This window comes from Rhodococcus cerastii, assembly GCF_033042195.1.
Lineage (GTDB): Bacteria > Actinomycetota > Actinomycetes > Mycobacteriales > Mycobacteriaceae > Rhodococcoides.
On the sequence record NZ_JAWLKF010000013.1, the window covers coordinates 89,603 to 114,076 of the forward strand.

General features: G+C 64.9%; 23 protein-coding genes. 16 read left to right on the forward strand and 7 right to left on the reverse strand.

Annotated features, from left to right (window positions below):
* Positions 1-129 precede the first annotated feature (129 nt).
* Positions 130-741 carry a TetR/AcrR family transcriptional regulator gene (locus R3P93_RS19810; RefSeq protein ID WP_317533847.1) on the forward strand — a complete coding sequence of 204 codons (612 nt, stop codon included), beginning with the start codon at positions 130-132 and terminating at the stop codon, positions 739-741.
* Between the two features lie 12 nt (positions 742-753).
* On the opposite strand, the gene R3P93_RS19815 is transcribed toward R3P93_RS19810, so the two are convergent.
* Positions 754-1,326 carry a TetR/AcrR family transcriptional regulator gene (locus R3P93_RS19815; RefSeq protein WP_317533848.1) on the reverse strand — a complete coding sequence of 191 codons (573 nt, stop codon included), beginning with the start codon at positions 1,324-1,326 and terminating at the stop codon, positions 754-756.
* A gap of 111 nt (positions 1,327-1,437) precedes the next feature.
* Between R3P93_RS19815 and R3P93_RS19820 the strand changes: the two genes are divergently transcribed.
* The 4 genes from R3P93_RS19820 to R3P93_RS19835 are packed head-to-tail and all read left to right on the forward strand — an operon-like array spanning position 1,438 to position 5,851.
* On the forward strand, positions 1,438-2,352 hold the full coding sequence (locus R3P93_RS19820; RefSeq protein WP_317533849.1) for a metal-dependent hydrolase: 915 nt from the start codon (positions 1,438-1,440) through the stop codon (positions 2,350-2,352).
* A complete protein-coding gene (locus tag R3P93_RS19825; protein ID WP_317533850.1) occupies positions 2,349-3,467 on the forward strand; it encodes a PDR/VanB family oxidoreductase in 1,119 nt (372 codons plus the stop codon). Before R3P93_RS19820 ends, R3P93_RS19825 begins: the two co-directional genes overlap by 4 nt.
* A 15-nt stretch (positions 3,468-3,482) precedes the next feature.
* On the forward strand, positions 3,483-5,021 hold the full coding sequence (locus R3P93_RS19830; protein ID WP_317533851.1) for a flavin-containing monooxygenase: 1,539 nt from the start codon (positions 3,483-3,485) through the stop codon (positions 5,019-5,021).
* On the forward strand, positions 5,018-5,851 hold the full coding sequence (locus R3P93_RS19835) for an SDR family NAD(P)-dependent oxidoreductase (RefSeq protein WP_317533852.1): 834 nt from the start codon (positions 5,018-5,020) through the stop codon (positions 5,849-5,851). The genes R3P93_RS19830 and R3P93_RS19835 overlap by 4 nt, the downstream gene beginning before the upstream one ends.
* Before the next feature lie 22 nt (positions 5,852-5,873).
* Here the strand turns inward: R3P93_RS19835 and R3P93_RS19840 are convergent, their stop codons facing one another.
* Positions 5,874-6,527, reverse strand: a complete 654-nt coding sequence (locus R3P93_RS19840) for a TetR/AcrR family transcriptional regulator (RefSeq protein ID WP_317533853.1) — start codon at positions 6,525-6,527, stop codon at positions 5,874-5,876.
* A gap of 124 nt (positions 6,528-6,651) precedes the next feature.
* On the opposite strand from R3P93_RS19840, the gene R3P93_RS19845 reads away from it, so the two are divergent.
* Genes R3P93_RS19845 through R3P93_RS19860 form a run of 4 tightly spaced genes read left to right on the forward strand, consistent with a single transcriptional unit; the run spans position 6,652 to position 11,151 of the window.
* Positions 6,652-7,785, forward strand: coding sequence for a VOC family protein (locus R3P93_RS19845; protein WP_317533854.1), 1,134 nt, complete (start codon positions 6,652-6,654; stop codon positions 7,783-7,785).
* Positions 7,782-8,717: a fumarylacetoacetate hydrolase family protein gene (locus tag R3P93_RS19850; RefSeq protein WP_317533855.1), complete on the forward strand. Its 936-nt coding sequence runs from the start codon at positions 7,782-7,784 to the stop codon at positions 8,715-8,717. The genes R3P93_RS19845 and R3P93_RS19850 overlap by 4 nt, the downstream gene beginning before the upstream one ends.
* Positions 8,714-10,339 carry a bifunctional 3-(3-hydroxy-phenyl)propionate/3-hydroxycinnamic acid hydroxylase MhpA gene (gene mhpA, locus R3P93_RS19855; protein WP_317533856.1) on the forward strand — a complete coding sequence of 542 codons (1,626 nt, stop codon included), beginning with the start codon at positions 8,714-8,716 and terminating at the stop codon, positions 10,337-10,339. Before R3P93_RS19850 ends, mhpA begins: the two co-directional genes overlap by 4 nt.
* Entirely contained in the window at positions 10,336-11,151 is an 816-nt protein-coding gene (locus tag R3P93_RS19860; RefSeq protein ID WP_317533857.1) for an SDR family oxidoreductase, read from the forward strand. Before mhpA ends, R3P93_RS19860 begins: the two co-directional genes overlap by 4 nt.
* Here R3P93_RS19860 and R3P93_RS19865 read toward each other — a convergent pair.
* The 3 genes from R3P93_RS19865 to R3P93_RS19875 are packed head-to-tail and all read right to left on the reverse strand — an operon-like array spanning position 11,148 to position 14,815.
* Positions 11,148-12,248 (reverse strand): lipase family protein, encoded by a 1,101-nt coding sequence (locus R3P93_RS19865; protein ID WP_317533884.1) that lies wholly within the window; start codon positions 12,246-12,248, stop codon positions 11,148-11,150. The genes R3P93_RS19860 and R3P93_RS19865 overlap by 4 nt on opposite strands.
* A 53-nt stretch (positions 12,249-12,301) precedes the next feature.
* Complete coding sequence (locus R3P93_RS19870; protein WP_317533858.1) at positions 12,302-13,426, reverse strand: Nickel transporter NicT; 1,125 nt, start codon at positions 13,424-13,426, stop codon at positions 12,302-12,304.
* Positions 13,427-13,453: 27 nt separating this feature from the next.
* The gene (locus tag R3P93_RS19875) at positions 13,454-14,815 is read right to left on the reverse strand and encodes an MFS transporter (RefSeq protein WP_317533859.1); all 1,362 of its coding nucleotides are present in this window, start codon (positions 14,813-14,815) and stop codon (positions 13,454-13,456) included.
* A 195-nt stretch (positions 14,816-15,010) separates the two neighbouring features.
* Between R3P93_RS19875 and R3P93_RS19880 the strand changes: the two genes are divergently transcribed.
* Positions 15,011-16,054, forward strand: coding sequence for a DUF3068 domain-containing protein (locus tag R3P93_RS19880; protein ID WP_317533860.1), 1,044 nt, complete (start codon positions 15,011-15,013; stop codon positions 16,052-16,054).
* Positions 16,055-16,062: 8 nt separating this feature from the next.
* Here the strand turns inward: R3P93_RS19880 and R3P93_RS19885 are convergent, their stop codons facing one another.
* Positions 16,063-16,710 carry an SACE_7040 family transcriptional regulator gene (locus R3P93_RS19885; protein ID WP_094687514.1) on the reverse strand — a complete coding sequence of 216 codons (648 nt, stop codon included), beginning with the start codon at positions 16,708-16,710 and terminating at the stop codon, positions 16,063-16,065.
* A gap of 91 nt (positions 16,711-16,801) precedes the next feature.
* Between R3P93_RS19885 and R3P93_RS19890 the strand changes: the two genes are divergently transcribed.
* From R3P93_RS19890 to R3P93_RS19915, 6 genes are all read left to right on the forward strand, one after another.
* The gene (locus tag R3P93_RS19890) at positions 16,802-18,379 is read left to right on the forward strand and encodes a carboxyl transferase domain-containing protein (protein ID WP_094671240.1); all 1,578 of its coding nucleotides are present in this window, start codon (positions 16,802-16,804) and stop codon (positions 18,377-18,379) included.
* Positions 18,380-18,384: 5 nt separating this feature from the next.
* Positions 18,385-20,382, forward strand: coding sequence for an acetyl/propionyl/methylcrotonyl-CoA carboxylase subunit alpha (locus tag R3P93_RS19895; RefSeq protein WP_317533861.1), 1,998 nt, complete (start codon positions 18,385-18,387; stop codon positions 20,380-20,382).
* Entirely contained in the window at positions 20,379-21,545 is a 1,167-nt protein-coding gene (locus R3P93_RS19900; RefSeq protein WP_094671244.1) for an acyl-CoA dehydrogenase family protein, read from the forward strand. Before R3P93_RS19895 ends, R3P93_RS19900 begins: the two co-directional genes overlap by 4 nt.
* Positions 21,542-22,027, forward strand: coding sequence for a MaoC family dehydratase (locus tag R3P93_RS19905; RefSeq protein WP_394855335.1), 486 nt, complete (start codon positions 21,542-21,544; stop codon positions 22,025-22,027). The genes R3P93_RS19900 and R3P93_RS19905 overlap by 4 nt, the downstream gene beginning before the upstream one ends.
* Positions 22,024-22,833: an HpcH/HpaI aldolase/citrate lyase family protein gene (locus tag R3P93_RS19910; protein ID WP_068054903.1), complete on the forward strand. Its 810-nt coding sequence runs from the start codon at positions 22,024-22,026 to the stop codon at positions 22,831-22,833. Before R3P93_RS19905 ends, R3P93_RS19910 begins: the two co-directional genes overlap by 4 nt.
* Positions 22,834-22,912: 79 nt before the next feature.
* Positions 22,913-23,365 (forward strand): MarR family winged helix-turn-helix transcriptional regulator, encoded by a 453-nt coding sequence (locus R3P93_RS19915; RefSeq protein WP_317533862.1) that lies wholly within the window; start codon positions 22,913-22,915, stop codon positions 23,363-23,365.
* A gap of 3 nt (positions 23,366-23,368) precedes the next feature.
* Here the strand turns inward: R3P93_RS19915 and bla are convergent, their stop codons facing one another.
* Complete coding sequence (gene bla / locus R3P93_RS19920) at positions 23,369-24,307, reverse strand: class A beta-lactamase (RefSeq protein ID WP_317533863.1); 939 nt, start codon at positions 24,305-24,307, stop codon at positions 23,369-23,371.
* Positions 24,308-24,474: the final 167 nt, after the last annotated feature.

The window sequence follows — 24,474 nt, forward strand, 5'->3', positions numbered from 1 at the left end:
CTTTCCAGGCTGTTCGATGTAGCGGCGACAGTAGCCCAATATTGGCCACTAGGCCAGGATTGATGGAAAGTGCCTGCTGGAGAGCACTGCGATGGGAGCGGAAGACAACACCCCGGCTACGTTGTAGCAATGACCGAAGAGCGCCGGAAGACTCGATACGCGCGTGGCCAGGAACGCCGAGACGCCCTGGTCGACGCTGCCATCGGCGTGATCGGAACACGCGGACTCGAACGCGTCTCGTTTCGGTCCGTTGCCGACGCCGCCGGCTTCCCGCCGTCGACCACCAGCTATTTCTTCGGCTCGGTCGGCGAACTCATCGATGCCGCGATCACCCGAATTGCCGAGAACGTGACGGCGAAAGTCACGGCTCTACTCGACGTCGCGCACACCGGCGGGCTCACTCGCGACGATCTCGCCGACGCGATCATGGACCTCGTCTCGCTGCTGTCCTCCCCCGAGGACGACGACTCCCTCGTCCAGTTCGAGGCGTACCTCGCTGTGCGTAGACGGCCCGAGCTGGCGGATTCGGTGCATCGAATCATGCGGATGATCGAGGAGGCGGCCGAGGCGGCGTTGGGGGCATTCGGTATCGCGGAACCACAACTACCGGCTCGGCATTTCCTGGCGCTGATCGACGGCTACACCCTGCACGAGATCGCCAGGCCGACACCGGGTGGCAATCGGGCCGAACTGAAGGATGCCCTGCTGCGCGTACTCGACTCGTACGTGCCGCGAGCCTGACGTCGGAGCCCGCTAGCCAGCGCCGACGAGAAGCGGCACGATGTTGCGGTGCGCGAACGCGAGTAGATCATCGTAGGTATCGAGCGGGGCTGCGGCCGACGGCGTCAGCAAGATCGAATGAACAACGCGCACAACAATTTCCGGTGCGTCCGGTACGGCGAAGGTATCGGATTCCAGTTCGCCCCTGGCGATGTGCGCGGCAGCGTTGATCGCGGGCACGAGCAATGCCGACGCATTGGTGGTCAGTTGCTCGAGCACCAACGAACTCTCGGAATCGAACATCTTGAGCAGTACCGGATTGGTCCGAACCGAGTCGATGGTCGTGGCGAATCCGTGCGCCGCACGATCGGCTCGTGACGTCTGCTCCGAGGCCGCTGCCGCCACCGCCACGAACAGCCGCGACGACTCCCGCGCCATGACCGCCCGCACCAGGTCGTCCTTGGACCCGATCCGGCGGTAGACGGTCACTCGGTTGATCCTGGCGCGCTTGGCAACGTCGCCGATGGTGGTTCGAGGGATACCGACCTCACCGAACAGTTCCAAGGCGGCATCGAGAATCGGCCCGTCGTCACCATCTGGATGCATCGCTCGATCCTAACGGTCGTCCGGCCACTATCGTGCAACATTGCAACAGAATGTGTTGCTATGTAGCATCGATGTCAGCAGCATCACCATCTCGAAGAAACGGAGTTTCGAATGTCTCGGAACAAGGCGGTCGACTCGAACGAGCAGTACACGGACGAGTCCTACGCGATAGTGGCGCGCGCGGTGACATTCGACTGGTCCGGCGTTCCGCTCCAGTACATCCCCCACGAGTGGTACGCCACCCACTTCTGGAACGTGATGCACCTGCTCCTGCCGGAGGGAGAACGAGCGATGGCGGACGTGTTCGCCCGCGCGCTGCCGTTCATCGACGACCGCCGACTGCACGAGGAAGTCGTGGGATTCGTCGGTCAGGAAGCAACGCACGCGTCCTCCCACGAGAGCTTCCGCAACTACCTCGTTGCGCACGGAGTGGACATCGAACCGATTCTGCAGCGCATTCGCTTCGCCGTGGGTGTGGTGTTCGGCGACCACGGCCTCACCGGCCGCGCAGGCAAAGCATGGCTGAACGAGCGCCTCGGAATCTACGCAGCGGCAGAGCACTTCACTGCCGTGGTGGGCGAATGGCTGCTCGACAACACCGAATTCGACCGCATCGGCGTCGACCCCACGATGCTCGACCTGCTCCGCTGGCACGGCGCGGAAGAGCTCGAGCACCGCAACGTCGCATTCGACGCGTTCCAATACGTCGACGGTGGCGGATTCCGCCGGGCCCGAACGGCAGTCGTGGCCAGTGCCGGGTTGGCCGTGCTCTGGTTCACCACCGCCGCGTACCTGTACAAGAACTCGGTTGCCACGCCGCGAACCGGAAAACGTCGAATGCGCACCCCCTGGCCCCTCGCTTTCACCCGCGCGTCCCGTAAGAATCTCATTCCCGGTCTGTCGTTCCTGTTCGTACAGCTCGCCCTCTACATCCGTCCGGGCTTCCACCCCTCGAAGATGGGCGACATCGACAAAGCAGTGCAGTATCTCGCCGTCTCCCCCGCAGCCCTGGCGGCCCAGCAATGACAGGCACTCACGTGGTGAACACTCCCACCCACAGCCATCTGGGCGAGGTCACCGTGACCGCGCCCGGCCTCGGACTGCGGGCCGTCGGTGCCGCGTCCCGCGTCTACGCCAAACTCGTCACCGATTCGTCGATCGTGACAGCACTGTCCGCGGCGCGGCCCCGGCGAAGTGTCGGATACGAATTCGTGACCGTCGTCGACGACACGATCGACGAGGCCGAGGATGTTCGCTCACTGCTGCTGTCTCGCACAGACGGTGCACCGCTTCCGAAGTGGTTGCCCGGCGCGCACATCGACGTCACCACCCCGTCCGGCTCGGTGCGGCAGTACTCGCTCGCCGGTCGCCCCGGCGCAGGTGATCGCTACCGCATCAGCGTTCGCAGGATCCCCGGCGGCACGGCGTCCACCGAGATTCACACCCTCTCTCGCGGTGATGTCCTCCGAGTTCGCGGACCCCGCAACGCCTTTCCGATGGCCGAGGCCGAGCACTACCTCTTCGTGGCCGCAGGAATCGGCATCACACCCATCCGGGCGATGATCGAGCGCGCCGCTGTGGACGGGGCGCGGTGGACGCTGTACTACCACGGTCGCTCTCGGGCGAGTCTGCCGTTCGTTGCCCTACTGCAGCAGTTGGCACTGACCTCGCGCGGTCATGTGATCGTCAAGACCGACGATGTCGACGGATTTCCGATTCCGGCGGACATCGTCGATCTCGGGATGGGCAACTCCGCCATGTACGTCTGCGGGCCCGCGGCACTGTCGAGCAGGCTTCGTGCCGAGGCCCTCTCGAGTACGGCCGTCCGTGAATTCCACACCGAATTGTTCGCGCCCGCACCGGTGGTCGACGGCACGCCGTTCGTGTTGCAGCTCGACCGTTCCGGCGAGACCGTCGAGGTCGGGGCCCAGGAGACCGCTCTCGACGCCCTCCGTCGATCGCGGCCGGACCAGCCCTATTCCTGCCGCCAGGGCTTCTGCGGAGCGTGCGTGGTCGGTCTCGTCGGCGGACGTGTCGATCACCGCGACCGCGTTCTCGATGCCTCCGAACGCGAGAACTCGCTCACCCTGTGCGTCTCGCGTGGTGCCGTCGACGGCGAAGTCGTCGTCCTCGATCTGTAGAAGGAGCCAACTCTCATGACCGGAACACTGACGAACGACACCGAAACGACTGTGCCGCAGATCGACGTCGCGATCATCGGCGCGGGTTTCGGCGGTCTCGGTGCCGCGATCCGACTCGAGCAGGAAGGACGCGGCGATTTCCTGATCTTCGAGCGTGACACCGCCGTCGGTGGAACGTGGCACGTGAACACCTATCCCGGTGCGCAGTGCGACATCCCGTCCGCCCTGTACTCGTTCTCCTTCGCGCCCAACCCGGACTGGACGCGGCTGTACCCGTTGCAGCCCGAGATCGAGGCGTACCTCAACGACTGCACCGACAAGTTCGGGATCCGGGATCGGATCCGCTTCGGTCACGAGGTACTGGACGCAACCTGGAACGACGAGCAGGCCCGATGGGTGGTGCGGACGAGTGCAGGAACGTGGTCGGCGCGCATCCTGATCGGAGCCCTCGGACCGTTCAGCGAGCCGGCCACGCCCAAGATCGAAGGTCTGGAAGCGTTCTCGGGCAGTGTGTTCCACTCCGCGAAGTGGGACCACGAGCACTCCGCCGAGGGTCGACGCATCGCCGTCATCGGCACCGGCGCATCGGCGGTGCAGTTCGTCCCGCGGCTGGCCCCCGAGGCCGCACACCTGACTCTGTTCCAGCGGACGCCCACCTGGATTCTTCCGCACCCCGACCGGCCGATCTCCGAATCCGGCCGATCCGTGCTGCGAAAGTACCCCCGGGCCCAGCGGGCCATGCGCCGCGTGTTCGATCTGTTCCAGGAAGCGTTGGTCCCCGGACTCATCAGCCATCGCTCGTTGTTGGCACCGCTCACGGCGGTGGGCCGCGCTCACCTGCGCCGTCAGGTGAAGGATCCTGTTCTTCGCGAGAAGCTGACGCCCGGTTACGAATTCGGCTGCAAGCGACCCACCTTCTCGAACAGGTTCTATCCCGCACTGTGCCGAGAGAACGTCACCGTCGAGACCACCGGCATCGCTCGAATCGTGCCCGAGGGCATCGTCACCACCGACGGGACCGTGCACGAGGTGGACGCGATCGTCCTCGGGACCGGATTCACCGTCTCCGGCCACACCGGCTTCCGGCGCATCGTCGGCCGCGACGGAAAATCGTTGGCGGACAAGTGGCCCGACGGCGAGATGTCGTCGTACCGAGGTACCACGGTGCACGGCTTCCCGAACTTCTTCATGCTGCTCGGCCCCAACTCGGTGGTGTACACCTCGCAGGTGGTCACCATCGAGGCTCAGGTGAACTACATCCTGGCGGCGTTGCGCGCCATGGACTCCAACGCGATCACGGCGCTCGAGGTGAGCATGCGTGCGCAGTCGACGTTCGCCGAACACACCGACCGCAAGCTCGCGGGATCGGTGTGGAACTCCGGCGGGTGCAGCAGCTACTACCTGAGCCCGTCGGGCCGAAACGTGACGTACTGGCCCGGTTCGGTGCGGAATTTCACCCAACGTATGTCCAGCATCGAACTCGGCCATTACCACTGGCGCAGTGCAGATTTCCGACCCGATACCGAGCTCGTGACCACGAGGGACATCACATGAAGAACAGCATCGAGCTACCGGGAAAAGTGGCGTTGGTGACGGGTGGCGCACGTGGAATCGGAGCTGCGACGGTCGCGAAATTGGTATCCGCGGGAGCCTCCGTGGCCGTGGTCGATCGAGACTTCCCCGCGGACGCCACGAGTTCCGGACGAATCCTGCTGCTCACCGGCGACGTCACCGATCCCGATGCGATGGCCGACTGCGTTGCCGCGACGGTGCGCACGTTCGGCGGTCTCGACATCGTGATCGCCAACGCCGGCATCACGCCCCCGCCCGCCACCATCAGGACCATCGACCGCGCGGTCTTCGACTCGGTGATGGCCGTGAACTTCGGCGGCGTGCTCAACATCGTGCGTGCTGCGGCCGACGAGATCGTGGCGAGCGGCGGCCACATCCTGTTGGTGTCGTCGTGCGCCGCCTTCACTCCCGGCATGGGCGGGTCTGCCTACATGGTGAGCAAAGCGGCCGTCGAACAGCTCGGCCGCGCCCTGAGAATCGAACTCGCCGCCGTGGGCGCAACAGCGGGCCTCGCGTACTTCGGTGTGGTGGATACCGATCTGGCCCGCAACACCCTCGACAGCGATCCGATGGGCCGACGAATCGGCGGGTTTCTACCCTGGCCACTGAACCGGCGTCTGCCCTCGCAGCGCGCCGCAGAGTTGCTGGTGCACTCGGTCCGCACGCGTCGGGCCCGCCTCATCGCGCCGTCCACCTGGACGCCGTACTTCTGGTTCCGCGGAGTTCTCAACCCGATTCTGGAACGCAGACTCGTCAAGGACCGCGCGATCGCCGAGATCATCCGGGATCTGGAGAAGACGCACGCCCGCTGAGCTCGCCGGCGTGGGCGGGTGGCTACTCGCTGGCCCCGTCCACGCTGGGTACGTCACTCATGGGCGGTAGCGATCGCGCGCACAGGTCCCGTGCATCGGCGTCGGATACGCCGAGGGCGAGCAGAACGCCGTAGGCCATCTGGTCGACGGCCTCGACGTCGCTCCGCTCGGGTTGCTCGAGCAGTAGCTGCCCCATGCCCAGCAGTGCACCCGCGACCAATGCCAGCGACAGCTGGATGTCCGAGACGCGAAAGTATCCGGCAACGACTCCGGCCTCGATGTCTCGCGCGGCGCGCGGACCGAGACCGTGCGGTGAGGTGATCAATTCGGGGCCGGAGTGGATGAGTACGCGGCTCAGCTCCGGCTGCAACCGAAACAGGCGGCCGGCGATTCGGAAGGATCGAGTGAACGCCTCGGCAGGATCGGCGGCAACATCGGTCAGCGAGTCGAGGTAGATACCCAACAGCTCGAGCGCGCCGTCGACCGCGGCCTGGAACAGCTGTTCTCTGCTCTCGAAGTGGTTGTAGAAGGACCCCATCCCGACGTCGGCAGCCTGCGTGATCTCCGCGATCGGCGCGTTCAGTTCGCCGCGGGCGATGAATCCTTGCGCCGCCGCGATCAGCGCGCCGCGAGTGCGTGCTTTGCGCCGCTCGAGCCGATTCGGGGTCTCTGTCATGTTCCCTACTTCTGTCTGCGCTGGTCGAAGCCCTGACTCTTCCTCACCGCTGACGATTTTGTCAATATCCTTGACTGACTCAGCAGTCATAGGTGACGATAGTGTCAACAACGAGGGAGGGCTGATGGGACACGACGTCGACGGCCACAAGAACATGCATGTGGATCAGGGCGCGCTGCCCGGCGAACACCCGGGTAAAGCCACCGACCCGATCATCAAGGTGCGCGACATCGCATGGCTCGAGTTCCGCAAACCCGATCTGGCGAAGGCCGAGGCATTCGCCGTGGCGTTCGGATTCACCGTCTCACTGCGCACGTCCGAGGAAATTCACCTCCGTGGCACCCACATCGGCTCACCGTGCGTGATCATCCGACGCGGTAAGCGAACTCGTTTCGTCGGTGCAGCGTTCGCCGCCGCCGAGGATGCCGACGTCGTCCGACTCGCCGAGGCCACCGGGCAGCGGGTCCAGCGCCTACCCGACACACTCGGTGGTATCGCGGTCACTCTGACCGATCCGGGTGGTCAGCCCGTTCAGGTCGTCTCGGGATACACCGAACACCCGGAGCTTCCGGGCCAGGACACACACACCTACAACTTCGGCGATCCCCGCAATCGGGTGAACGCCACTCAGCGGCCACCGCATCAGCCTGCACGAGTACAACGACTCGGGCATGTGGTGCTGCAGCGAGTGGACTATCTGGAAAACCTGAACTGGTATCTGCATCACCTGGGACTGATCGTCAGCGATTTCCTCTACTACGACGGCCAACGCGACCGAGGTCCGGTGATGAGTTTCATCCGCTGCGATCGCGGCAGCATCCCGTCCGATCATCACACGCTCGCCATGACTCTCGGCCCCTCGGATCGGTACGTGCACTCGGCCTATCAGGTGACCGACATCGACGCCATCGCCGCCGGCGGCGAATTCCTCACCGCGCGTGGATACAAGCATTCCTGGGGTATCGGCAGACACATCCAGGGCAGCCAGATCTTCGACTACTGGCGTGATCCCGACGGTTTCCTGGTGGAACATTTCAGCGACGGCGACATGTTCGACGACTCCCTCGAACCCGGCTGGGCCCCGATGACGGCGTCCGGGCTGGCCCAGTGGGGGCCGCCCGCGACCAAGGACTTCCTCGGAATCGCCCCCAGCAAAGCGTCGATACACGAATTGAAATCGATCCTCTCCTCCCTGCGTAACGACAACGAGTTCGACACCGAACGCCTTCGTGGCCTGATGAAAGTGGCATCCTCATGAGCATCGCTGTACTCCGCACCGCCGACGCCTGGTGGGTCGAGACCCCGGTCGGCGCGTCGCGCATCGATACCTCCGCTACCACCACCGCCGAGCTCCTCGCCGACCGCCAAGCCATCGAGGCAGCTCGGTCCGGCACCGATGTCGTTGCCGTGGAAACGTTGTCATTGATCTCCCCGGTCACCGCACCCTGTCGGGTGATGGCGAACATGACCAATTTCGTTTCGCACGTGAAGGATTCGGGCATGAACCCCGACACCGTTCCGCTGACGTTCTTCCGCAAGACTTCGGGATCGATCAGCGGCCCGACCGATGACATCGTCAAGCCGCCGCATGTGAAGCTGCTCGACTACGAGATCGAGATCGGGCTGGTGTTCGGCAAGACGCTCACCGTCGGGACCAAGGTCGACGCCTCAAACGTGGCCGAGTACGTCGCCGGGCTCGTGATCACCAACGACGTCTCGGCACGTGACGTGCAGCTGCCGAAAACCCAGTTCTACGAGGGCAAGTCGTATCCCACCTTCACTCCGGTCGGGCCGCGCCTGGTACTTCTCGAGGCCGGTGAGTTCGACCGGTTCGGCGAACTCGCACTGACTCTGCGGGTCAACGGCTCTGTGCGACAGGACAGTACGGTCGCCGATATGATCTATCGTCCGGTCGAGTCGCTCAAGGCTCTGAGCAAGTTCCAGCGCCTCGACGCGGGCGATCTGTTGCTCACCGGCACTCCCGGCGGTACCGCGTTGAAGGCCCCCGCCAAGCCGATCGAAATGATCGGATCGCTGGTTCCGCCGTCGGTCAAGTGGAAGGTCTTCTTCAAGAAGCAGGCCAAGAATCCCGCGTTCCTCCAGGACGGCGACGTCCTCGAGCTCACCTGCTCGACTCCCGACGGCTCCCTCGATCTGGGGGTTCAGCGCACCCGGGTCTCCTACCGATGATCGGACTCGAAGCCGACGGAACGCACCACAAAGTGGTGATCGTCGGTTCCGGGCCATCCGGCATGACCGCTGCGCTGCTGTTCGCTCGGTACGGAGTGCCTTGCCTCGTGCTGGACAGGTGGGAGGACGTCTACCCTCAGCCGCGGGCAGTCCACCTCGACGACGAGGTGTACCGCATCCTCGGCGATCTGGGCCTGGCCGAGGACTTCGCGGCCATTTCCCGTCCGGGTCGCGGACTACGGTTGTGCACCAAGGACATCCGAACTCTTGCCGAGTTCGAGCGGGATCCCGACGATCGACCGCACGGCTATCCGCAGGCCAACATGTTCGACCAGCCCGAACTGGAACGTCTGATGCGCTCTCACATCGCGCGCTACGACTCCGTGCAGATGCGTGGCGGATGCGAGATCACCGATGTGCAGAACCTCGAGGACGGGGTCCGAGTCTTGTACACCTCCACCGAGGACGGGACGCCACATTGGGTGACCGCCGACTACGTCCTCGGTTGCGACGGTGCCAACAGCGTGGTTCGAAGGTCCATCGGCTCGAAAATGCAGGATCTCGGTTTCGAGCAGCGGTGGTTGGTGATCGATATCGAGACCGACGACGACCTCGATCAGTGGGACGGCGTGCACCAGGTGTGCGATTCCGAGCGATCGGCGACGTATATGCGCATCGGCACCACCCGCTATCGCTGGGAGTTCCAGATGCTCGACGGCGAGACCCTCGACGAGTTCACCGACCTCTCGGCCATCCGACCTTTGATCACACCGTGGTTCGTTTCCGGAGACATCCCGGACATGAAATTGATTCGCAGCGCCGAGTACACCTTCAAGGCGCAGGTAGCCGATCGGTGGCGTGATCGCCGGGTCTTCGTTCTCGGCGACGCCGCACACCTGACTCCGCCGTTCATCGGTCAGGGAATGGGCGCAGGCCTGCGCGACGCGCGCAACCTCGTGTGGAAATTGGTCGGCGCTCTCGACGGACACGTGTCCGATTCCTCGCTCGACAGCTACGAAATCGAACGAAAGACACACGCCAAGTCCATGATCCAGATGGCAGTGGCGATCGGATTGGCCATGACCGGCGGAAGCAGACTGACCGGCATCATGCGCACCAACGTCGCGCCGGCTCTGGGGCATCTGCCGTTCATCGGCAGAAAGGTCACCGCCAGCACCACGCCGTCGCTCACCCGCTCGCCGCATGTGCTGCGATCTCGTGCGCAGGTTCGATCTCTTGCTGGACAGCTTTGCCCGAACAGCGTGTTGAACAACGGGATCCGACTCGACGATGCGGCACCGGGGCAGTTCCTGTTCGTCTCGTCGACACCCCTGAGCACTGAGCAGCGACGCGAGCTCGAGCGGCGCGGAGCCGCGGTAGTCGAGGTGGCGGCATCCTCCGATCTCGGCGTGTGGTTGCGGCGCGGTCACGCCGTCGCGGCAATCGTGCGTCCGGACCGGACTGTGATGTCGGCCAGTAGGTCAGTGCCGTCACTGCACACTGCGGTGCCGAGCACCACCTTGCGCGCCGTGGAACACCCCGGGACCACCACGACGAAACCGGCCGATACCCGCAGTGCCACGCGCACTGCAGCTCGCACTGCAACGAAGAGGCGTAGATGAACACTGCAATAGTCACCGGAGCGACGTCCGGAATCGGCGAGGCCGTCGCCGAGGTTCTGATCGCTCGCGGCTACCACGTCATCGGAACGAGCCGCGACAGCTCCTCGGTGGCCGACCCGATTCCCGGCGTCGATTACCGCGACCTGGACCTGACGAACCCGGCATCGATTCGCGAGTTCGTCGCGGGCATCGCCGACACCGCAGTGGATGTGCTGATCAACAACGCGGGCGAAAGCCAGTGCGGCCCACTCGAAGAGCTGCCCATCGAGGCGATCACCCGGCTCTTCCAGCTCAACGTCTTCGGAGCGATCGAGTTGACCCAGGCCGTGCTGCCGGGCATGCGAGATCGGGGAAGCGGAAAGATCGTCAACGTCGGGTCGATGCTCGCCAGCTTCCCATTGGCCTACCGCTCGTCGTACGCCGCCACCAAGGCTGCGATCAAGGGGTTTGCCACGGCCGCGCGCTACGAGCTCAAGCCCTACGGAATCGACATCACCACAGTCGAACCCGGTGCCATCGCGACCGGCCTGTCGGCCCGTCGCACCAAGTACTGCGGCCCGCATTCGCCGTACCTTCGCGACTTCACCACGGTGATCTCTCAGCTCGACGCCAAAGAGGCCGAGGGGATCACGGCCGAGACCGTAGCCCTCACCGTCCTCAAAGCGGTCGAGGACAAGAAGACGCTGCCCATCTACGCGGTCGGCAGCAATGCTCCGGCGGTGTTCCTCGCCCAGCGATTGCTGCCGCGCACGGTACTCGAATTGTTCACGGCCCGCGCCTACGGACTACCCAGCAAGCGGCCGGCGAACTAGCGGAACAGGTTTGCGACGAACGGAATCGTATCGGCCTGCGACTGGACGAAGGCCCCACTGTGGTCGGTGTTGTAGGCCCTGAACGTCACCGGCTGACCGTTGGCCGTCAGACGGGCGACGTAGGCAGCGGTGGTCGGAAACGGAACGTCGATGTCCTGCACCCCGTTGCCCATGAAGAAGGGCTTGTCGAAACCGGTTTCGGGCATCGCCATGTAGTCGTCGAGGACAGCAGTGAAGTTGGGCAGGCCGGTCAGTGGTGCGGTGAAGAAGTCACCGATCGTCACACCGTCCAGTTGTGCCTCGAAATCCGTTACGCACGTCGTCTCGGCCAGGTCTGCGTACTTCTTCCCGAGCGGGGTCAGGATGTCGTCCAGCCCGAGCTCGGGATGCGCGTAGCGCAGTGACGCACCGATGTACGCGACATAGGCGGTCAGGCCCGACGGTAGTTCCACCGGCGGAACGCCCGGTCCACCGATCGAGACCAACTTCTCGATGTACGCGGGAGTTCCGGTACCGACCGCCCCGCGGTAGTCGAGATCGGGGCCGCCGAATTCCGTTGCGTATCGCGCGGTGTAGATCGCTGCGCCGCCGCCCTGCGACTGGCCGACGGCCACCCACGATCGCGAGAGGTCCTCGCTGTGGTTGCGGCCGGCCTTGACCATGTCGACCACGTTGTGAGCCGTGGTTCGCCCGTCGAGATAGGTCGGCAATCCGGGTGTTCCGAGGCCGGCATAGTCACTGGCGACGATGGCGTAGCCCTGCGCGAGCCAGTTCGCCAAGTACGGCAGATCTCGCTCGGCGTAGGTCGGACCGATCAACGACGGCGCACACGCGTCGCCGAGCCCGGATGTGCCGTGGGCCCATGAGATCACCGGCCAGCCGCCCTCCGGCGCAGTGCCCGGCGGCAGAAAGACGGTGCCGGTGCTCAGAGCCTTCTCACCGAAGGTGTCGGTGGTGACGTAGGTGAGCACCTCGGCCGAGGCCGCGCCGGGAATCCAGAGGTTTCGGTCCAGATCGCGAGTCGAGACGACGTCACCGATCTCCTGAGTGATCGCCGGTGCAGCGGAGGCAGGTACGGCCAGCAGCGCCGTCACCATGCTCGACGCGACAACCGCGGCAACCGAGAGGGCACCGATCCGACGACGAGAGGTCACTGGGTCTCCATTCCATTCGAGTGTGCGAAGCCACCGCGTTCGTCGATGCGCGCCACTTTGTAGTACACGACCGCTCCGATCCACACGACGAAGAACGTGCCGACGACGAGTTGGCCGGCCAGATTGAGGTCGATGACGGCCAACGCGTCCCACAGTCCGCCGGTCAGCTCGAACTGCTCGGCGAGCAGGGTCAACAGCTGCACCGTGCCGATCACCAGTGCCACGAAGACGGACAGTCCCGTCATCGTCATGTTGTAGTAGATCTTGCGCACCGGCGTCACGAATGCCCAGCCGTACGCCTTGGACATGAAGATGCCGTCGATGGTGTCCATGGTGGTCATGCCCGCGGCGAACAGAATCGGCAGCGCGATGATCGCCATCGGTGGCAGTCCGCCTGCCATGGCCGTCGTACCTGCGATCGCAAGCAGACCGACCTGAGTGGCGGTATCGAATCCCAGCCCGAACAGCAGTCCCAGCGGGTACATCTGCCACGAGTGGTTGATCAGCTTGTCGTAGCGGCCACGGAACAGTCGATTCATCAGCCCACGCTTGGCCAGCAACTCGTCGAGGCCGGCTTCGGTGAACTCACCTCGTTTCGCGCGTCGCCAGACTCCGACGATTCCCGCGAGCACTGCGATGTTCAGAGCCGCGATGAGATACAGGAACGTTCCGGACACCAGCGTGCCGATGATGCCGCCGACTCCGGCGAATGCGTCCTGGAACGCCGTCGCCTGCGACGCGACGAAGGCGATGGCGGCGACGAAGACGAACACGACCGTCGAATGACCCAGGGAGAAGAAGAGCCCGACGGCCAACGGCCGCTTGCCCTTCTGCAGCAGAAAGCGGGTGGTGTCGTCGATGGCGGCGATGTGATCGGCGTCGAAGGCGTGCCTGAGCCCGAGGGTGTACGCCAACACGCCCGCTCCGGCGTACACGAGGGTGCCGTCGGCCCCGGTGAGTCCATGAATGCTCGGGATGGAGTCGTAGTGCGTGAACAACCCCCACCCGATCACGTGCAGAGCGGCCACGAAGCCGGCCATCGCCAACAGGCGGGGGATCTCGTCGAGAGTGAATCGACTCTGCCGTCGGCCGACCTCGGCGCGCGATAGCTCAATCGTCATGGGGACATTGTGGCCGACGACAACGAATTACTCTTCCCGCGCAGCCGCGGCCAGGACGCGCTGCGAATCGCGTTCCACGGACCAGTAGGCCAGGAGGGCGAAAACTCCGCCGATGGCCAGCAGCGGAAGGAGCGGAATCAGGCCGACGGTAAGTGAATCGGCTGCGTCGGACACCACACCGACCAGAAGCGGCCCGACGGCACCGCCCGCGGTCGCGGCGATCTGCAGCATACCGAATCCGAGACCCCGATCGCGTGCCGGAACGACGTCGGCGACGCAGGCGGTGAGCGTGGGGAGGGCGAAGGCCGAGAAGAAGGCGAACACAGTGAGGAGGACGACGAACACCACCGTGGAGTTCATGCCGAGCGCAATCGACATGAACACACTTCCCACCAGAATTCCGCTACCACCCAGCAATACTCGCCATTGCGCGAGGCTGGTGCCGACCACGGCGCGACGGGTTGCCATCGCCGCGACGAGCGTGCCGAAGACGATTCCGAGCAGCGTCATTCCTCCGCCCGACGTCGCAGCGGCCGATTCGGACAGGCCGTACCGGCGTTGCAGCAGACTCGGTAGCCAGAAGGTCAGGCCACCGATCGACAGACTCATGACCGTCAGAGCCGCACCGGTGAACCACAGCGTTCGGATGGGCAGCAGTCGGCGGAGCTGGATGGCAAGCGGTCCGGACGGCGCGTGAGCCTGCAGGCTCGGGTCTGCACGGGCCGCCAACCTGTCTGCGTATCCGCGTTCGGGTTCTTTCAGACGTGAGACGAGCACTGCCACAAGCAGTCCCGGGATCGTCATGACCATGAATGCCCCGCGCCAGCCCAGCCAGTCCGCCAGCACACCACCCAGGACGATGCCCGCCCCGCCCAGGTACGCCGAGGTTCGCCACCAACCGAACGCCGTGGATCGTGTTGCAGGCGGGTAGAAGTCGGCAAGAAGACTCGCGCTCGCCGGGTTGTCCACTGCCTCTGCGGCAGCCAGACCGACCCGCACGAGATAGAAGATCAGGAACGTGGGCGCAAGCGCAGAACCCAGCGTCGCCAAAGACCACAGAACGACGACCCACGTCACGATCCTGCCGCGATCGTGACGGTCGGCGAGGTATGCAGCAGGTATCGCCAGGACGCCCGCGGCGATCGCGGACGCACTGGGCAGCGATCCCGCCACCGCGTCGCCGAAACCCCATTCGGCCTGCAGCTGAGGAAGAACGGCAGCTACGAGGCTGAATTCGATACGGTCCACGAAGGCCACGAGGACCAACACGATCGCCGGTCCCCAGCCGAACGGAAGGACTGCAGAACCGGGCCCGGTTCGCAAGGTCCCGATGGTTCGCCAACGACTGCCACGACCGACCACCGTGCCTCGATCGATACCGGTCGCCATGCGTCGTCCCCCCTGTTCAGCGCGATCGATCCCAGTGTGCCCCTTTCGACGAAATCTCAACATCGGTTGATGTCTCTGTGATTGCCGCCGAACATGCTGACAGGTCACAACGCGGAAGCAGACATTCGGTGCTTCCGTCACGGCAGGATGAGATGGCCGGAATCGAAATGAGTTGGGACGGTGTTTATGTCACGGGTGAGAATCGCGATGTGCGTGCTCGCAGGTCTGGGATCATTCGCGATCGTCGTTGCGCTACTGCTGCCCACCCTCGTCTACGACCGTCTGGCGGTAACTCCCCTCGACATCGCCGCAACCACGGTGGCCACCACGGCAGAAGGCGCAGGCGGCGAGGTCCTCGACTCGAGGACGATCACCGGCCCCGGCCCCCTGTCGATCGCGAATAATGTCCCCCTCGTTCTCCAGCGGTACATCACCGTGGAAGACCCCTCCGATGCAGACCGCGTCACCTTCCAGGTCGGAGCCACCGTGCGACGTGCCGACCGCGACGGTGACGCGGGCCTGCTCACCGCCTCGGTGGATCGCGTGACGAGCGACCGGCGCACCGGACTACCCGTCGAGCCCGCCGGATCCTTGCAGACCACAGTCGACTCGCCGGCCATTCCTCTGCCGCGCAACGGCTTACAGCATCGCTTTCCCTTCGATACCCAGCCGATCACGTACACGGTCTACGACGCGACTGCGTGGACGAGCTTCGAGGCGAACTTCGTCGAGGAGCTCACCATGGAGGGGCTGCCGATCTATCACTTCCGATCGATCGTGACCGAGGCCGACCTCTCGACCACCACGCAGTCGCCGATCAACTCGGTGACCCTCCCGGCTTCGAAGTGGGGATTGGGCGACGGGGACGAGCCGATCACGATGAAGCGCTGGTACTCGAACGTGCGCGACATCTACGTCGAGCCCACGAGCGGGAGCCTGGTGTGGGGACAGGAAACGCCGTACCAGTACTTCGCGAGAGATCCGAAGGTCCCCGAGGTGACGATCTTCAAGGCGTCTCTCGCCCTGGACGAGACGGGTCGGCTCGAGCAGGTGGCCTCGGCTCGCGACGCGGCCAACAAGTTGGAGTGGGTGACCTCCCGCGGACCGCTCCTGGGATACGCGGTCGGTGGAGTGTGCCTCGTCGGTGCCGTTGCCGCCGGAGTGATCGGATCCCGTCGCGCTCGTCCGCCCGAGCCCACCCGCCGACATGCGGAGAAAGCCGAGCGCGCGTCGGTGTAGGTGGACGCTCAGGTCGATGCTGTGCGGCTCGGCGCAGCAACCCCCAACGCCCCCAGCGCCATTGCCCGCAGCACCGGACGAGCGTTCTTCGACGGAGTACGCCCCGCACTGTAGGGCGTCGAGTTGATCAGACCGAAGACCGCGTGCGCCGTGGTTCGCGCGTCGGACTCGTTCAATTCCGGGTCGACGGCACACAGCACCTCGACCCACAGTTCCACGTACTCGCGCTGCATTCGGCGCACCTTGCGGCGCGCACCCTCCGGAAGACTCTGCAGGTCGCGATCCTGGATTCTGATGAATGCCGGTGTGTCGAAGGCGAAGTCGAGGTGGAACTCGACCAATGCGGACACGGTGTCCGCGGCGACCTCACCACGATCGACCACCGCACGGCCACCGTCGAGCAGATACTCCGAGATCCCGACCATCAACTCGACGAGCACGGCCTCCTTGTTGGGGAAGTGCCGGTAGACGGCCGGTCCGCTGACACCGACGGCCGCGCCCAGATCCTCGAGTCGCACCGAGGTGAACCCGCGTTCGGCGAACAGTGATGCTGCAGCGCCCAGCAACTGCTGCCGACGCTCGGCCTTGCGTTGCTCACGCACGGTCGTCGGTTTCGCTTCCGACTCCTGCACCGTCACCTCCTCGACTCTGGACACTCAGTTAATCGTAGTTTACTATCGTGTCAGTTATCAACGATTAACTGAACTTTCGTGACACTGACGTCCAACCCCTTAAGGCGTGCACCTCATGGCGATCGACACAGCTGCCAACCGGGCAGATCACGAGCTTCTCACCAGTGAGCTCGCAGAAAAGCTGGCCACTGCTGCCCGCGGCGGGAGCGAGAAGTCTCGGGAACGGCACATCGCCCGCGGCAAGCTCCTCCCCCGCGACCGCGTCGACGAGCTTCTCGACCCCGGCAGCCCGTTCCTCGAGATCTCACCGTTGGCCGCCAACGGCCTCTACGACGACGAGTGCCCCGGCGCAGGCGTGATCGCCGGCATCGGCCGCGTCTCCGGTCGCGAATGCGTGATCATCGCCAACGACGCCACCGTCAAGGGCGGCACCTACTACCCGATGACGGTGAAGAAGCATCTACGCGCGCAGGAGATCGCACTGCAGAACACTCTGCCGTGCATCTACCTCGTCGACTCCGGCGGCGCATTCCTTCCGCGCCAGGACGAGGTCTTTCCCGACCGCGACCACTTCGGCCGCATCTTCTTCAACCAGGCGACCATGAGCGCCAAGGGAATTGCGCAGATCGCCGCCGTCATGGGCTCCTGCACCGCGGGCGGCGCCTACGTGCCGGCGATGAGCGACGAAGCGATCATCGTCAAGAATCAGGGCACGATCTTTCTCGGCGGCCCGCCTCTGGTGAAGGCCGCGACCGGCGAGGTCGTCACCGCAGAGGAACTCGGCGGCGGTGATCTGCACTCGAAGATCTCCGGCGTCACCGACCATCTGGCCGAGGACGATCGAGACGCGCTGCACCGCGTCCGCCGCATCGTCTCCACCCTCGGACCCCGCACTCCGCGGCCGTGGGACCTTCTTCCCACACGCGCACCCGTAGCCGACCAGACCGATCTCTACGACGTCGTCCCCACCGACCCACGCACTCCCTACGACGTGCGTGAGGTGATCGGCCGCGTCGTCGACGCGGGTGAATTCGACGAGTTCAAAGCCGAATACGGCAAGACGCTCGTCACCGGATTCGCCCACATCCACGGCCATCCCGTCGGAATCGTCGCCAACAACGGCGTGCTGTTCGCCGAATCCGCCATGAAGGGCGCGCATTTCATCGAACTGTGCGACAAGCGCAGCATTCCGCTGGTCTTCCTGCAGAACATCTCCGGCTTCATGGTCGGCCGCGACTACGAGGCAGGCGGCATCGCCAAGCACGGCGCGAAGATGGTCACCGCGGTCGCCTGTGCTCGGGTCCCCAAGATCACCGTCGTCATCGGCGGCTCGTACGGTGCGGGCAACTACTCGATGTGCGGCCGCGCATACTCTCCGCGCTTCCTCTTCATGTGGCCCAACGCGCGTATCTCGGTGATGGGCGGCGAGCAAGCGGCGTCCGTGCTCGCCACGGTGCGCAGCGAACAACTCGACGCTGCCGGTCGGCCGTGGAGTGACGAGGACCAGGAATCGTTCAAGGCTCCCATCCGTGACCAGTACGAAAGTCAGGGCAACCCTTACTATTCGACGGCCCGCCTGTGGGACGACGGCATCATCGACCCGGCCGATACCAGGCAGGTTCTCGGACTGGCCCTCTCGGCGTGCGCCAACGCGCCGCTCGAGCCGGTCTCCTACGGCGTTTTCAGGATGTGAGAGATATGACCACGATGATCGACACCGTTCTGATCGCCAACCGCGGCGAGATCGCCGTGCGGGTGGCACGAACACTGCGCCGCATGGGAATTCGTACCGTCGCCGTGTACAGCGATGCCGACGCCGATGCCCGACACGTTCGTGAGGCCGACACCGCCGTCCGACTCGGACCCGCGAACGCTCGTGAGAGTTACCTCGACATCGCCAAGGTGATCGCAGCCGCGAAAAGCACAGGCGCTCAGGGCATTCACCCCGGATACGGCTTTCTCTCCGAGAACTCCGAGTTCGCGACCGCCTGTGCCGAAGCCGGAATCGCATTCCTCGGGCCCCCGGCTAAAGCCATCGAAGTGATGGGCGACAAGATCGCTGCGAAGGCAGCCGTCAGCGCATTCGGCGTACCCGTCGTTCCGGGAATCTCCCGCCCCGGCCTCACCGACGCCGATCTCGTCGCCGGCGCGCCGGACGTCGGATTCCCGGTACTCGTCAAACCCTCCGCCGGTGGCGGCGGCAAGGGCATGCGTCTGGTCGAGCGTGCCGAGGATCTGCCTGCAGCGTTGACGAGTGCTCGCCGGGAGGCGGCCTCGTCCTTCGGAGACGAGACCCTCTTCCTCGAGCGATTCGTGTTGCGGCCCCGGCACATCGAGGTACAGATCCTCGCCGACGGACACGGCAATGTCATCCACCTCGGCGAACGCGAATGCAGTCTGCAGCGCAGGCACCAGAAGGTCATCGAGGAGGCTCCGTCTCCCCTGCTCGACGAAGCGACCCGCGCACGCATCGGCGAGGCTGCCTGCAACACTGCCCGCAGTGTCGACTACTCCGGTGCCGGCACAGTCGAATTCATCGTCTCGGCCGATCGCCCCGACGAGTTCTTCTTCATGGAGATGAACACTCGTCTTCAGGTCGAGCACCCGGTCACCGAGATGGTCACCGGTCTCGACCTCGTCGAGTGGCAGGTTCGGGTGGCATCGGGCGAACCCCTCACTCTCGCGCAGGACGACATCAGGCTCACCGGACATGCCATCGAGGCCCGCGTCTACGCCGAGGACCCCGGCCGCGGATTCCTCCCCACCGGCGGTGCCGTCGTCGGATTGCGTGAGCCATCTGCGCCGGGGATTCGCGTCGACTCCGGTCTCGCCGTCGGAACGGAGGTGGGCAGCAACTACGACCCCATGCTCTCCAAGGTCATCGCGCACGGCCCCGATCGCGCGACCGCATTGCGCAGCCTCGATCGTGCACTGGCCGACACCGCAGTACTCGGGGTCGTTACCAACATCGAGTTCGCTCGGTTCCTGCTCGCCGACAACGATGTTCGTGCCGGTAATCTCGACACCGGGCTGCTCGACCGCCGTGTCGAGGATTTCGTGGCCGCCGAGGCCACCGACGAGGCGCTGATCGCCGCCGCCGCAGTGCAGTGGCTCGACGCGTGGCAGACCGCGGAACAGGACATCTGGGCAGCACCGTCGGGTTGGCGAGTCGGCGCGCACGCGTCGTTCCATCGTCGCCTCGCGTCCGGAGGTCGGACGGCGCACGTAGCGATCACCGGCACGACGGCCGCGGCAACGGTCGTCGTCGACGACGGATCGCCGCGCGCCTTGCGGGCAACGGCCACCGAGAATTCAGTGGATCTGGTGCTCGACGGTCTACGCGAATCGATGACCTTCGCTCGAAGCGGCTCGGCAACATGGATTTCCAGCTCCCGAGGCACCTGGCGAGTCGACCGGATCGCCGAGGCGAGCGTCCGCGAGGACGACGCGCACTCCGGCGACGCCGAGATCCTCTCGCCCATGCCGGGCTCGATCATCGCGATCGGAACAACCACCGGCAGCGCCGTCAGCGCGGGTACGGCCATCGTCGTCGTCGAGGCGATGAAGATGGAACACACCCTCACCACCCCGATCGACGGCACCGTCGAACTGACTGTTGCAGTGGGAGATCAGGTCCGCGTCGACCAGCTCCTCGCCCGAATCGTCCCCAACCACACCGAACAGGACCCATCATGACCGATCATCTGTCGTCCGCGAATCTGCCCGACGAGTACCAGCAACTGGTCAAATCCGTTGCCGACTTCACCCGAACGGTCGTGGCCCCGGTCTCGGCGAAACACGATGCCGAGCATTCCTTTCCGTACGAGGTCGTCGCCGGGATGGCCGAGATGGGCCTGTTCGGCCTGCCGTTTCCCGAGGAGTTCGGCGGCATGGGCGGCGACTACTTCGCGCTGTGCCTGGCCCTCGAGGAGCTCGGCAAAGTCGACCAGAGCGTGGCGATGACCCTCGAAGCCGGCGTCTCGCTCGGCGCAATGCCCGTCTACCGATTCGGCAACGACGAGCAGAAGCAGCAGTGGCTGCCCAAGCTCACCGCAGGCAAGGCCCTGGCCGCGTTCGGTCTCACCGAGCCCGGCGCCGGCAGCGACGCGGGTGGCACCAAGACCACCGCCAAGCGCGACGGTGGTGACTGGATCATCAACGGCAGCAAGCAGTTCATCACCAACTCAGGCACCGACATCACCGAACTGGTCACCGTCACCGCCGTGACAGGTGTCGACGAAGCCACCGGGCGCAAGCAGATCTCCTCGATCCTCGTCCCCACCGATACCCCGGGATTCGTCGCAGAGGCCGCCTACAACAAGGTCGGCTGGAACGCCTCCGACACCCACCCGCTCAGTTTCACCGATGTACGCGTGCCCCAGGAGAATCTGCTCGGCGAGGAAGGCCGCGGGTACGCCAACTTCCTGCACATCCTCGACGAGGGCCGGATCGCGATCGCCGCCGTCTCGGTCGGTGCCGCACAGGGCTGCGTCGACGAGAGCGTCAAGTACGCCAAGGAGCGCGAAGCCTTCGGCAGCCCGATCGCCCGCAATCAGGCGATCTCGTTCAAGATCGCCCGCATGGAGGCCCGCGCCCACACCGCGCGAACCGCGTACTACGACGCGGCGGCACTGATGTTGGCGGGCAAGCCGTTCAAGAAGGCTGCGTCCATCGCCAAGCTCGTCGCCTCCGAGGCAGCCATGGACAACGCCCGCGATGCGACGCAGATCCACGGCGGCTACGGCTTCATGAACGAGTACGTCGTCGCACGGCACTACCGCGACAGCAAGATCCTCGAGATCGGCGAAGGCACCACCGAGGTTCAGCTGATGCTCATCGCACGGAGCCTGGGACTGTGAGCGACAAGCGAATTCGCCAGCGGGGCCTGTGGTTCGAGGAGATGGAACTCGGCACAATCTACGAACACCGACCCGGCCGCACCATCAGCGAGGCCGACAACACCCTGTTCACCACACAGACGATGAACACGCAAGCACTGCATCTCGATGCGGCCTACAGCGAGTCGACGCCGTTCGGGCAGCGCCTGGTGAACTCGATGTTCACGGTCTCCACTGTCGTGGGCTTGTCGGTCGCCCAACTGACGCAGGGAACTATTGTTGCGAACCTCGGTTTCTCGGAGGTGTCGTTCCCCAAGCCGCTGTTCCACGGCGACACCCTCTACGCCGAGACCGTGATCTCGGACAAGCGCGAATCGAAATCCCGCCCCGGCGAGGGCATCGTGACATTCACCCACACCGGTCGAAACCAACACGGGGACGTCGTCGCGATCGCCGTCCGCAAGACGCTCGTCCGGATGCAACCACCGGAGGAGGCGTCGTGACCTGGGTTCCGCCGGGGCCCGCGTGGTTGTTCTGCCCGGCAGACCGCCCCGAGCGCTACGAAAAGGCCGCAGCACGAGCGGATGTCGTCATCCTAGACCTGGAGGATGCGGTCGGGGCGGCGGACAAGGCGGGTGCTCGTGAGTCCGTCCTGTCGACCCCCCTGGATCCGGCGCGCACCATCGTCCGCGTCAACGCGCACGGCACCGACGATCAGGCTGCGGACCTCGCGGCGTTGCAGCAGACCGAGTACACCACCGTCATGCTCCCCAAATGTGAATCGGCCGAACAGATTGCGGCACTGGCTCCGTTGAATGTCGTCGCGCTGATCGAGTCCCCGCTCGGCGCGATGACGGTGTTCGACGCCCTCGCCGCCGACAATGCGATCGGTGCCATGTGGGGTGCCGAGGATCTGGTGGCCGCCATGGGTGGCAACTCGAGCAGGCATTCCAATGGACAGTATCGTGCTGTGGCGCAGCATGTTCGGTCGCAGACGCTGCTTGCAGCCAAGGCACGCGGGGTGTTCGCGTTGGACTCGGTGTTCCTCGACATCCCCGATCTCGACGGTGTCCGCGCGGAGTCCGAGGATGCCGTGGCTATCGGCTTCGACGGAAAAGTGGCCATTCATCCGAGCCACATCCCCGTCGTTCGCCAGGCCTATGCGCCCACCGCCGAGGAACTCGACTGGGCCACCGACGTGCTCGACGCCGTAGCCCAGAACCGCGGCGTCTTCACCTTCCGTGGCCAGATGGTCGATGCCCCGGTACTCGCGCATGCTCGACGCATCGTCGCACGGAGGCCGTCGTAGGCCTGTCGTTGCAGACGCCGTTAATTGCCGGCGCGGTACGGTGGGTGGTCACGAGTATCGGTACCGAGAGGCACGACACATGAGCGCACACGACCCCGCGCTGACGGCGCTGGCGCAGAACTGGCTGGCGCTGGCGGTGCTGCACGGCCGGATCGAGGGTCGGATCGAACGCGCACTACAGGCCGAGCACAACCTCAGTGCTCGTGAGTACTGGCTGCTCGACGTCCTGGGCAGACAGCACGATGGGGAGGGCGGGCATCTGCAGATGAAGCAGGTGGCCGACGCCGTCGTACTGAGCCCGAGTGCGACGACACGCCTGGTCACCCGGCTCGAAGACCGCGGACTACTCACTCGGTACCTGTGCCCCACCGATCGCCGAGGCATCTACACCGACGTCAGCGAAGAAGGCCTGGCCCTGCTCGAGGCCGCACGCCCGACCAACGATGCGGCGCTGCGCGAGGCACTCGATGAGGCGTCGACCGAGCCGGATCTGATCCCACTGGTCGACGCCGTCCGCCGCGCGGAGGGTTGAGAATCACTGCAGTTGTTCGACGACCTGTCGCGTCGCATCGGCAACGAGGGAATTCATGGCCGGTGAATCTTCGGTGTCTGACGTCGTAGCACTGAGGATGACCACGAGGATTCGCTGCCCGTCCGGTCCCAGCAACAGCCCTGCATCGTTCGAGACGCCGTAACTGCCCGTGCCGGTCTTGTCGGCCGAAGTCCACCCATCGGGGATGCCGGCGCGGAACCGAGCATCGGAGGTCTGGGTATCGGCCATCCAGGCCAACAGCTGTTCGCGTGAGTCCGTGGTCAGCACATCGCCGTCGAGCAAGGTTCGGTAGCCGGCGGCCATCGAGTTCGGTGTCGTGGTGTCGCGTGGATCTCCGGGGATAGCGGTGTTGAGTTCGGGCTCGGTGCGGTCGAGCCGGAACTCGGTGTCCCCCAGCGACCTCGCGAACTCGGTGAGAGCCGCCGTGCCACCGGCCTCGCGAATCAACAGATTGCCGGAGGTGTTATCGCTCTCGGTCAATGCGGCCGAAGCCAAGTCTGCGATCGTGACTACCGACCCGGGTTCCCAATCGACCGCCGACTCGGGCACCTTGTCTTCCGCGGTGATCGTTCTGGTGTCGGTCAGCTGCAGAGTGCCTGCGTCGACGGCGGCGAGAACGGCACCGACGGCATACACCTTGAACGTCGAACAGAACGCGAAACGTTCGTCGCCGCGATGATTTTCGGTGGAATCGGAGGCGAGATCGACAGCACTGACGCCGAGTCGAGCATTATCCCTGGCCTCGAAATCGAGATAGACCTGTTCGGTACTGGACTGTTCATCGACGGACTGTTCGGTGGTGGTTGCAGCGGTCTGCGGTGGTTCTGCGGTAGTCGTCGCCGAACACGCGACGCCTGTGGAGAGTGTCAAAGTCACCGCTGCGATAGCGGTGATCAGTCGGGTGGAGGTCGAGGTGCGCATGGAGTCACCCGATCACATCCGGTTGCTCTCGAGCCATGCACCCAGGGTATTTCTTACCCCGCCCGCACCCGAGCGTTCACAATCGAACACATTGCGCGACTTCCCGCGTCGTCCGCACGATCCTGAACACTCAGGCCCACGGAAGTGACGGCACAAGTGACCTCGAC

What these genes read in the sequence shown, in the direction of transcription:
- R3P93_RS19915 (WP_317533862.1), top strand. Translation starts at nt 22,913, where the DNA reads ATGAGCGCACACGACCCCGCGCTGACGGCGCTGGCGCAGAACTGGCTG.
- mhpA (WP_317533856.1), top strand. Translation starts at nt 8,714, where the DNA reads ATGATCGGACTCGAAGCCGACGGAACGCACCACAAAGTGGTGATCGTC.
- R3P93_RS19815 (WP_317533848.1), bottom strand. Translation starts at nt 1,326, where the DNA reads ATGCATCCAGATGGTGACGACGGGCCGATTCTCGATGCCGCCTTGGAA.
- R3P93_RS19860 (WP_317533857.1), top strand. Translation starts at nt 10,336, where the DNA reads ATGAACACTGCAATAGTCACCGGAGCGACGTCCGGAATCGGCGAGGCC.
- R3P93_RS19900 (WP_094671244.1), top strand. Translation starts at nt 20,379, where the DNA reads ATGACCGATCATCTGTCGTCCGCGAATCTGCCCGACGAGTACCAGCAA.
- R3P93_RS19895 (WP_317533861.1), top strand. Translation starts at nt 18,385, where the DNA reads ATGACCACGATGATCGACACCGTTCTGATCGCCAACCGCGGCGAGATC.
- R3P93_RS19845 (WP_317533854.1), top strand. Translation starts at nt 6,652, where the DNA reads ATGGGACACGACGTCGACGGCCACAAGAACATGCATGTGGATCAGGGC.
- R3P93_RS19870 (WP_317533858.1), bottom strand. Translation starts at nt 13,426, where the DNA reads ATGACGATTGAGCTATCGCGCGCCGAGGTCGGCCGACGGCAGAGTCGA.
- R3P93_RS19835 (WP_317533852.1), top strand. Translation starts at nt 5,018, where the DNA reads ATGAAGAACAGCATCGAGCTACCGGGAAAAGTGGCGTTGGTGACGGGT.
- R3P93_RS19830 (WP_317533851.1), top strand. Translation starts at nt 3,483, where the DNA reads ATGACCGGAACACTGACGAACGACACCGAAACGACTGTGCCGCAGATC.
- R3P93_RS19840 (WP_317533853.1), bottom strand. Translation starts at nt 6,527, where the DNA reads ATGACAGAGACCCCGAATCGGCTCGAGCGGCGCAAAGCACGCACTCGC.
- bla (WP_317533863.1), bottom strand. Translation starts at nt 24,307, where the DNA reads ATGCGCACCTCGACCTCCACCCGACTGATCACCGCTATCGCAGCGGTG.
- R3P93_RS19865 (WP_317533884.1), bottom strand. Translation starts at nt 12,248, where the DNA reads ATGGTGACGGCGCTGCTGGCCGTACCTGCCTCCGCTGCACCGGCGATC.
- R3P93_RS19875 (WP_317533859.1), bottom strand. Translation starts at nt 14,815, where the DNA reads ATGGCGACCGGTATCGATCGAGGCACGGTGGTCGGTCGTGGCAGTCGT.
- R3P93_RS19810 (WP_317533847.1), top strand. Translation starts at nt 130, where the DNA reads ATGACCGAAGAGCGCCGGAAGACTCGATACGCGCGTGGCCAGGAACGC.
- R3P93_RS19890 (WP_094671240.1), top strand. Translation starts at nt 16,802, where the DNA reads ATGGCGATCGACACAGCTGCCAACCGGGCAGATCACGAGCTTCTCACC.
- R3P93_RS19825 (WP_317533850.1), top strand. Translation starts at nt 2,349, where the DNA reads ATGACAGGCACTCACGTGGTGAACACTCCCACCCACAGCCATCTGGGC.
- R3P93_RS19850 (WP_317533855.1), top strand. Translation starts at nt 7,782, where the DNA reads ATGAGCATCGCTGTACTCCGCACCGCCGACGCCTGGTGGGTCGAGACC.
- R3P93_RS19820 (WP_317533849.1), top strand. Translation starts at nt 1,438, where the DNA reads ATGTCTCGGAACAAGGCGGTCGACTCGAACGAGCAGTACACGGACGAG.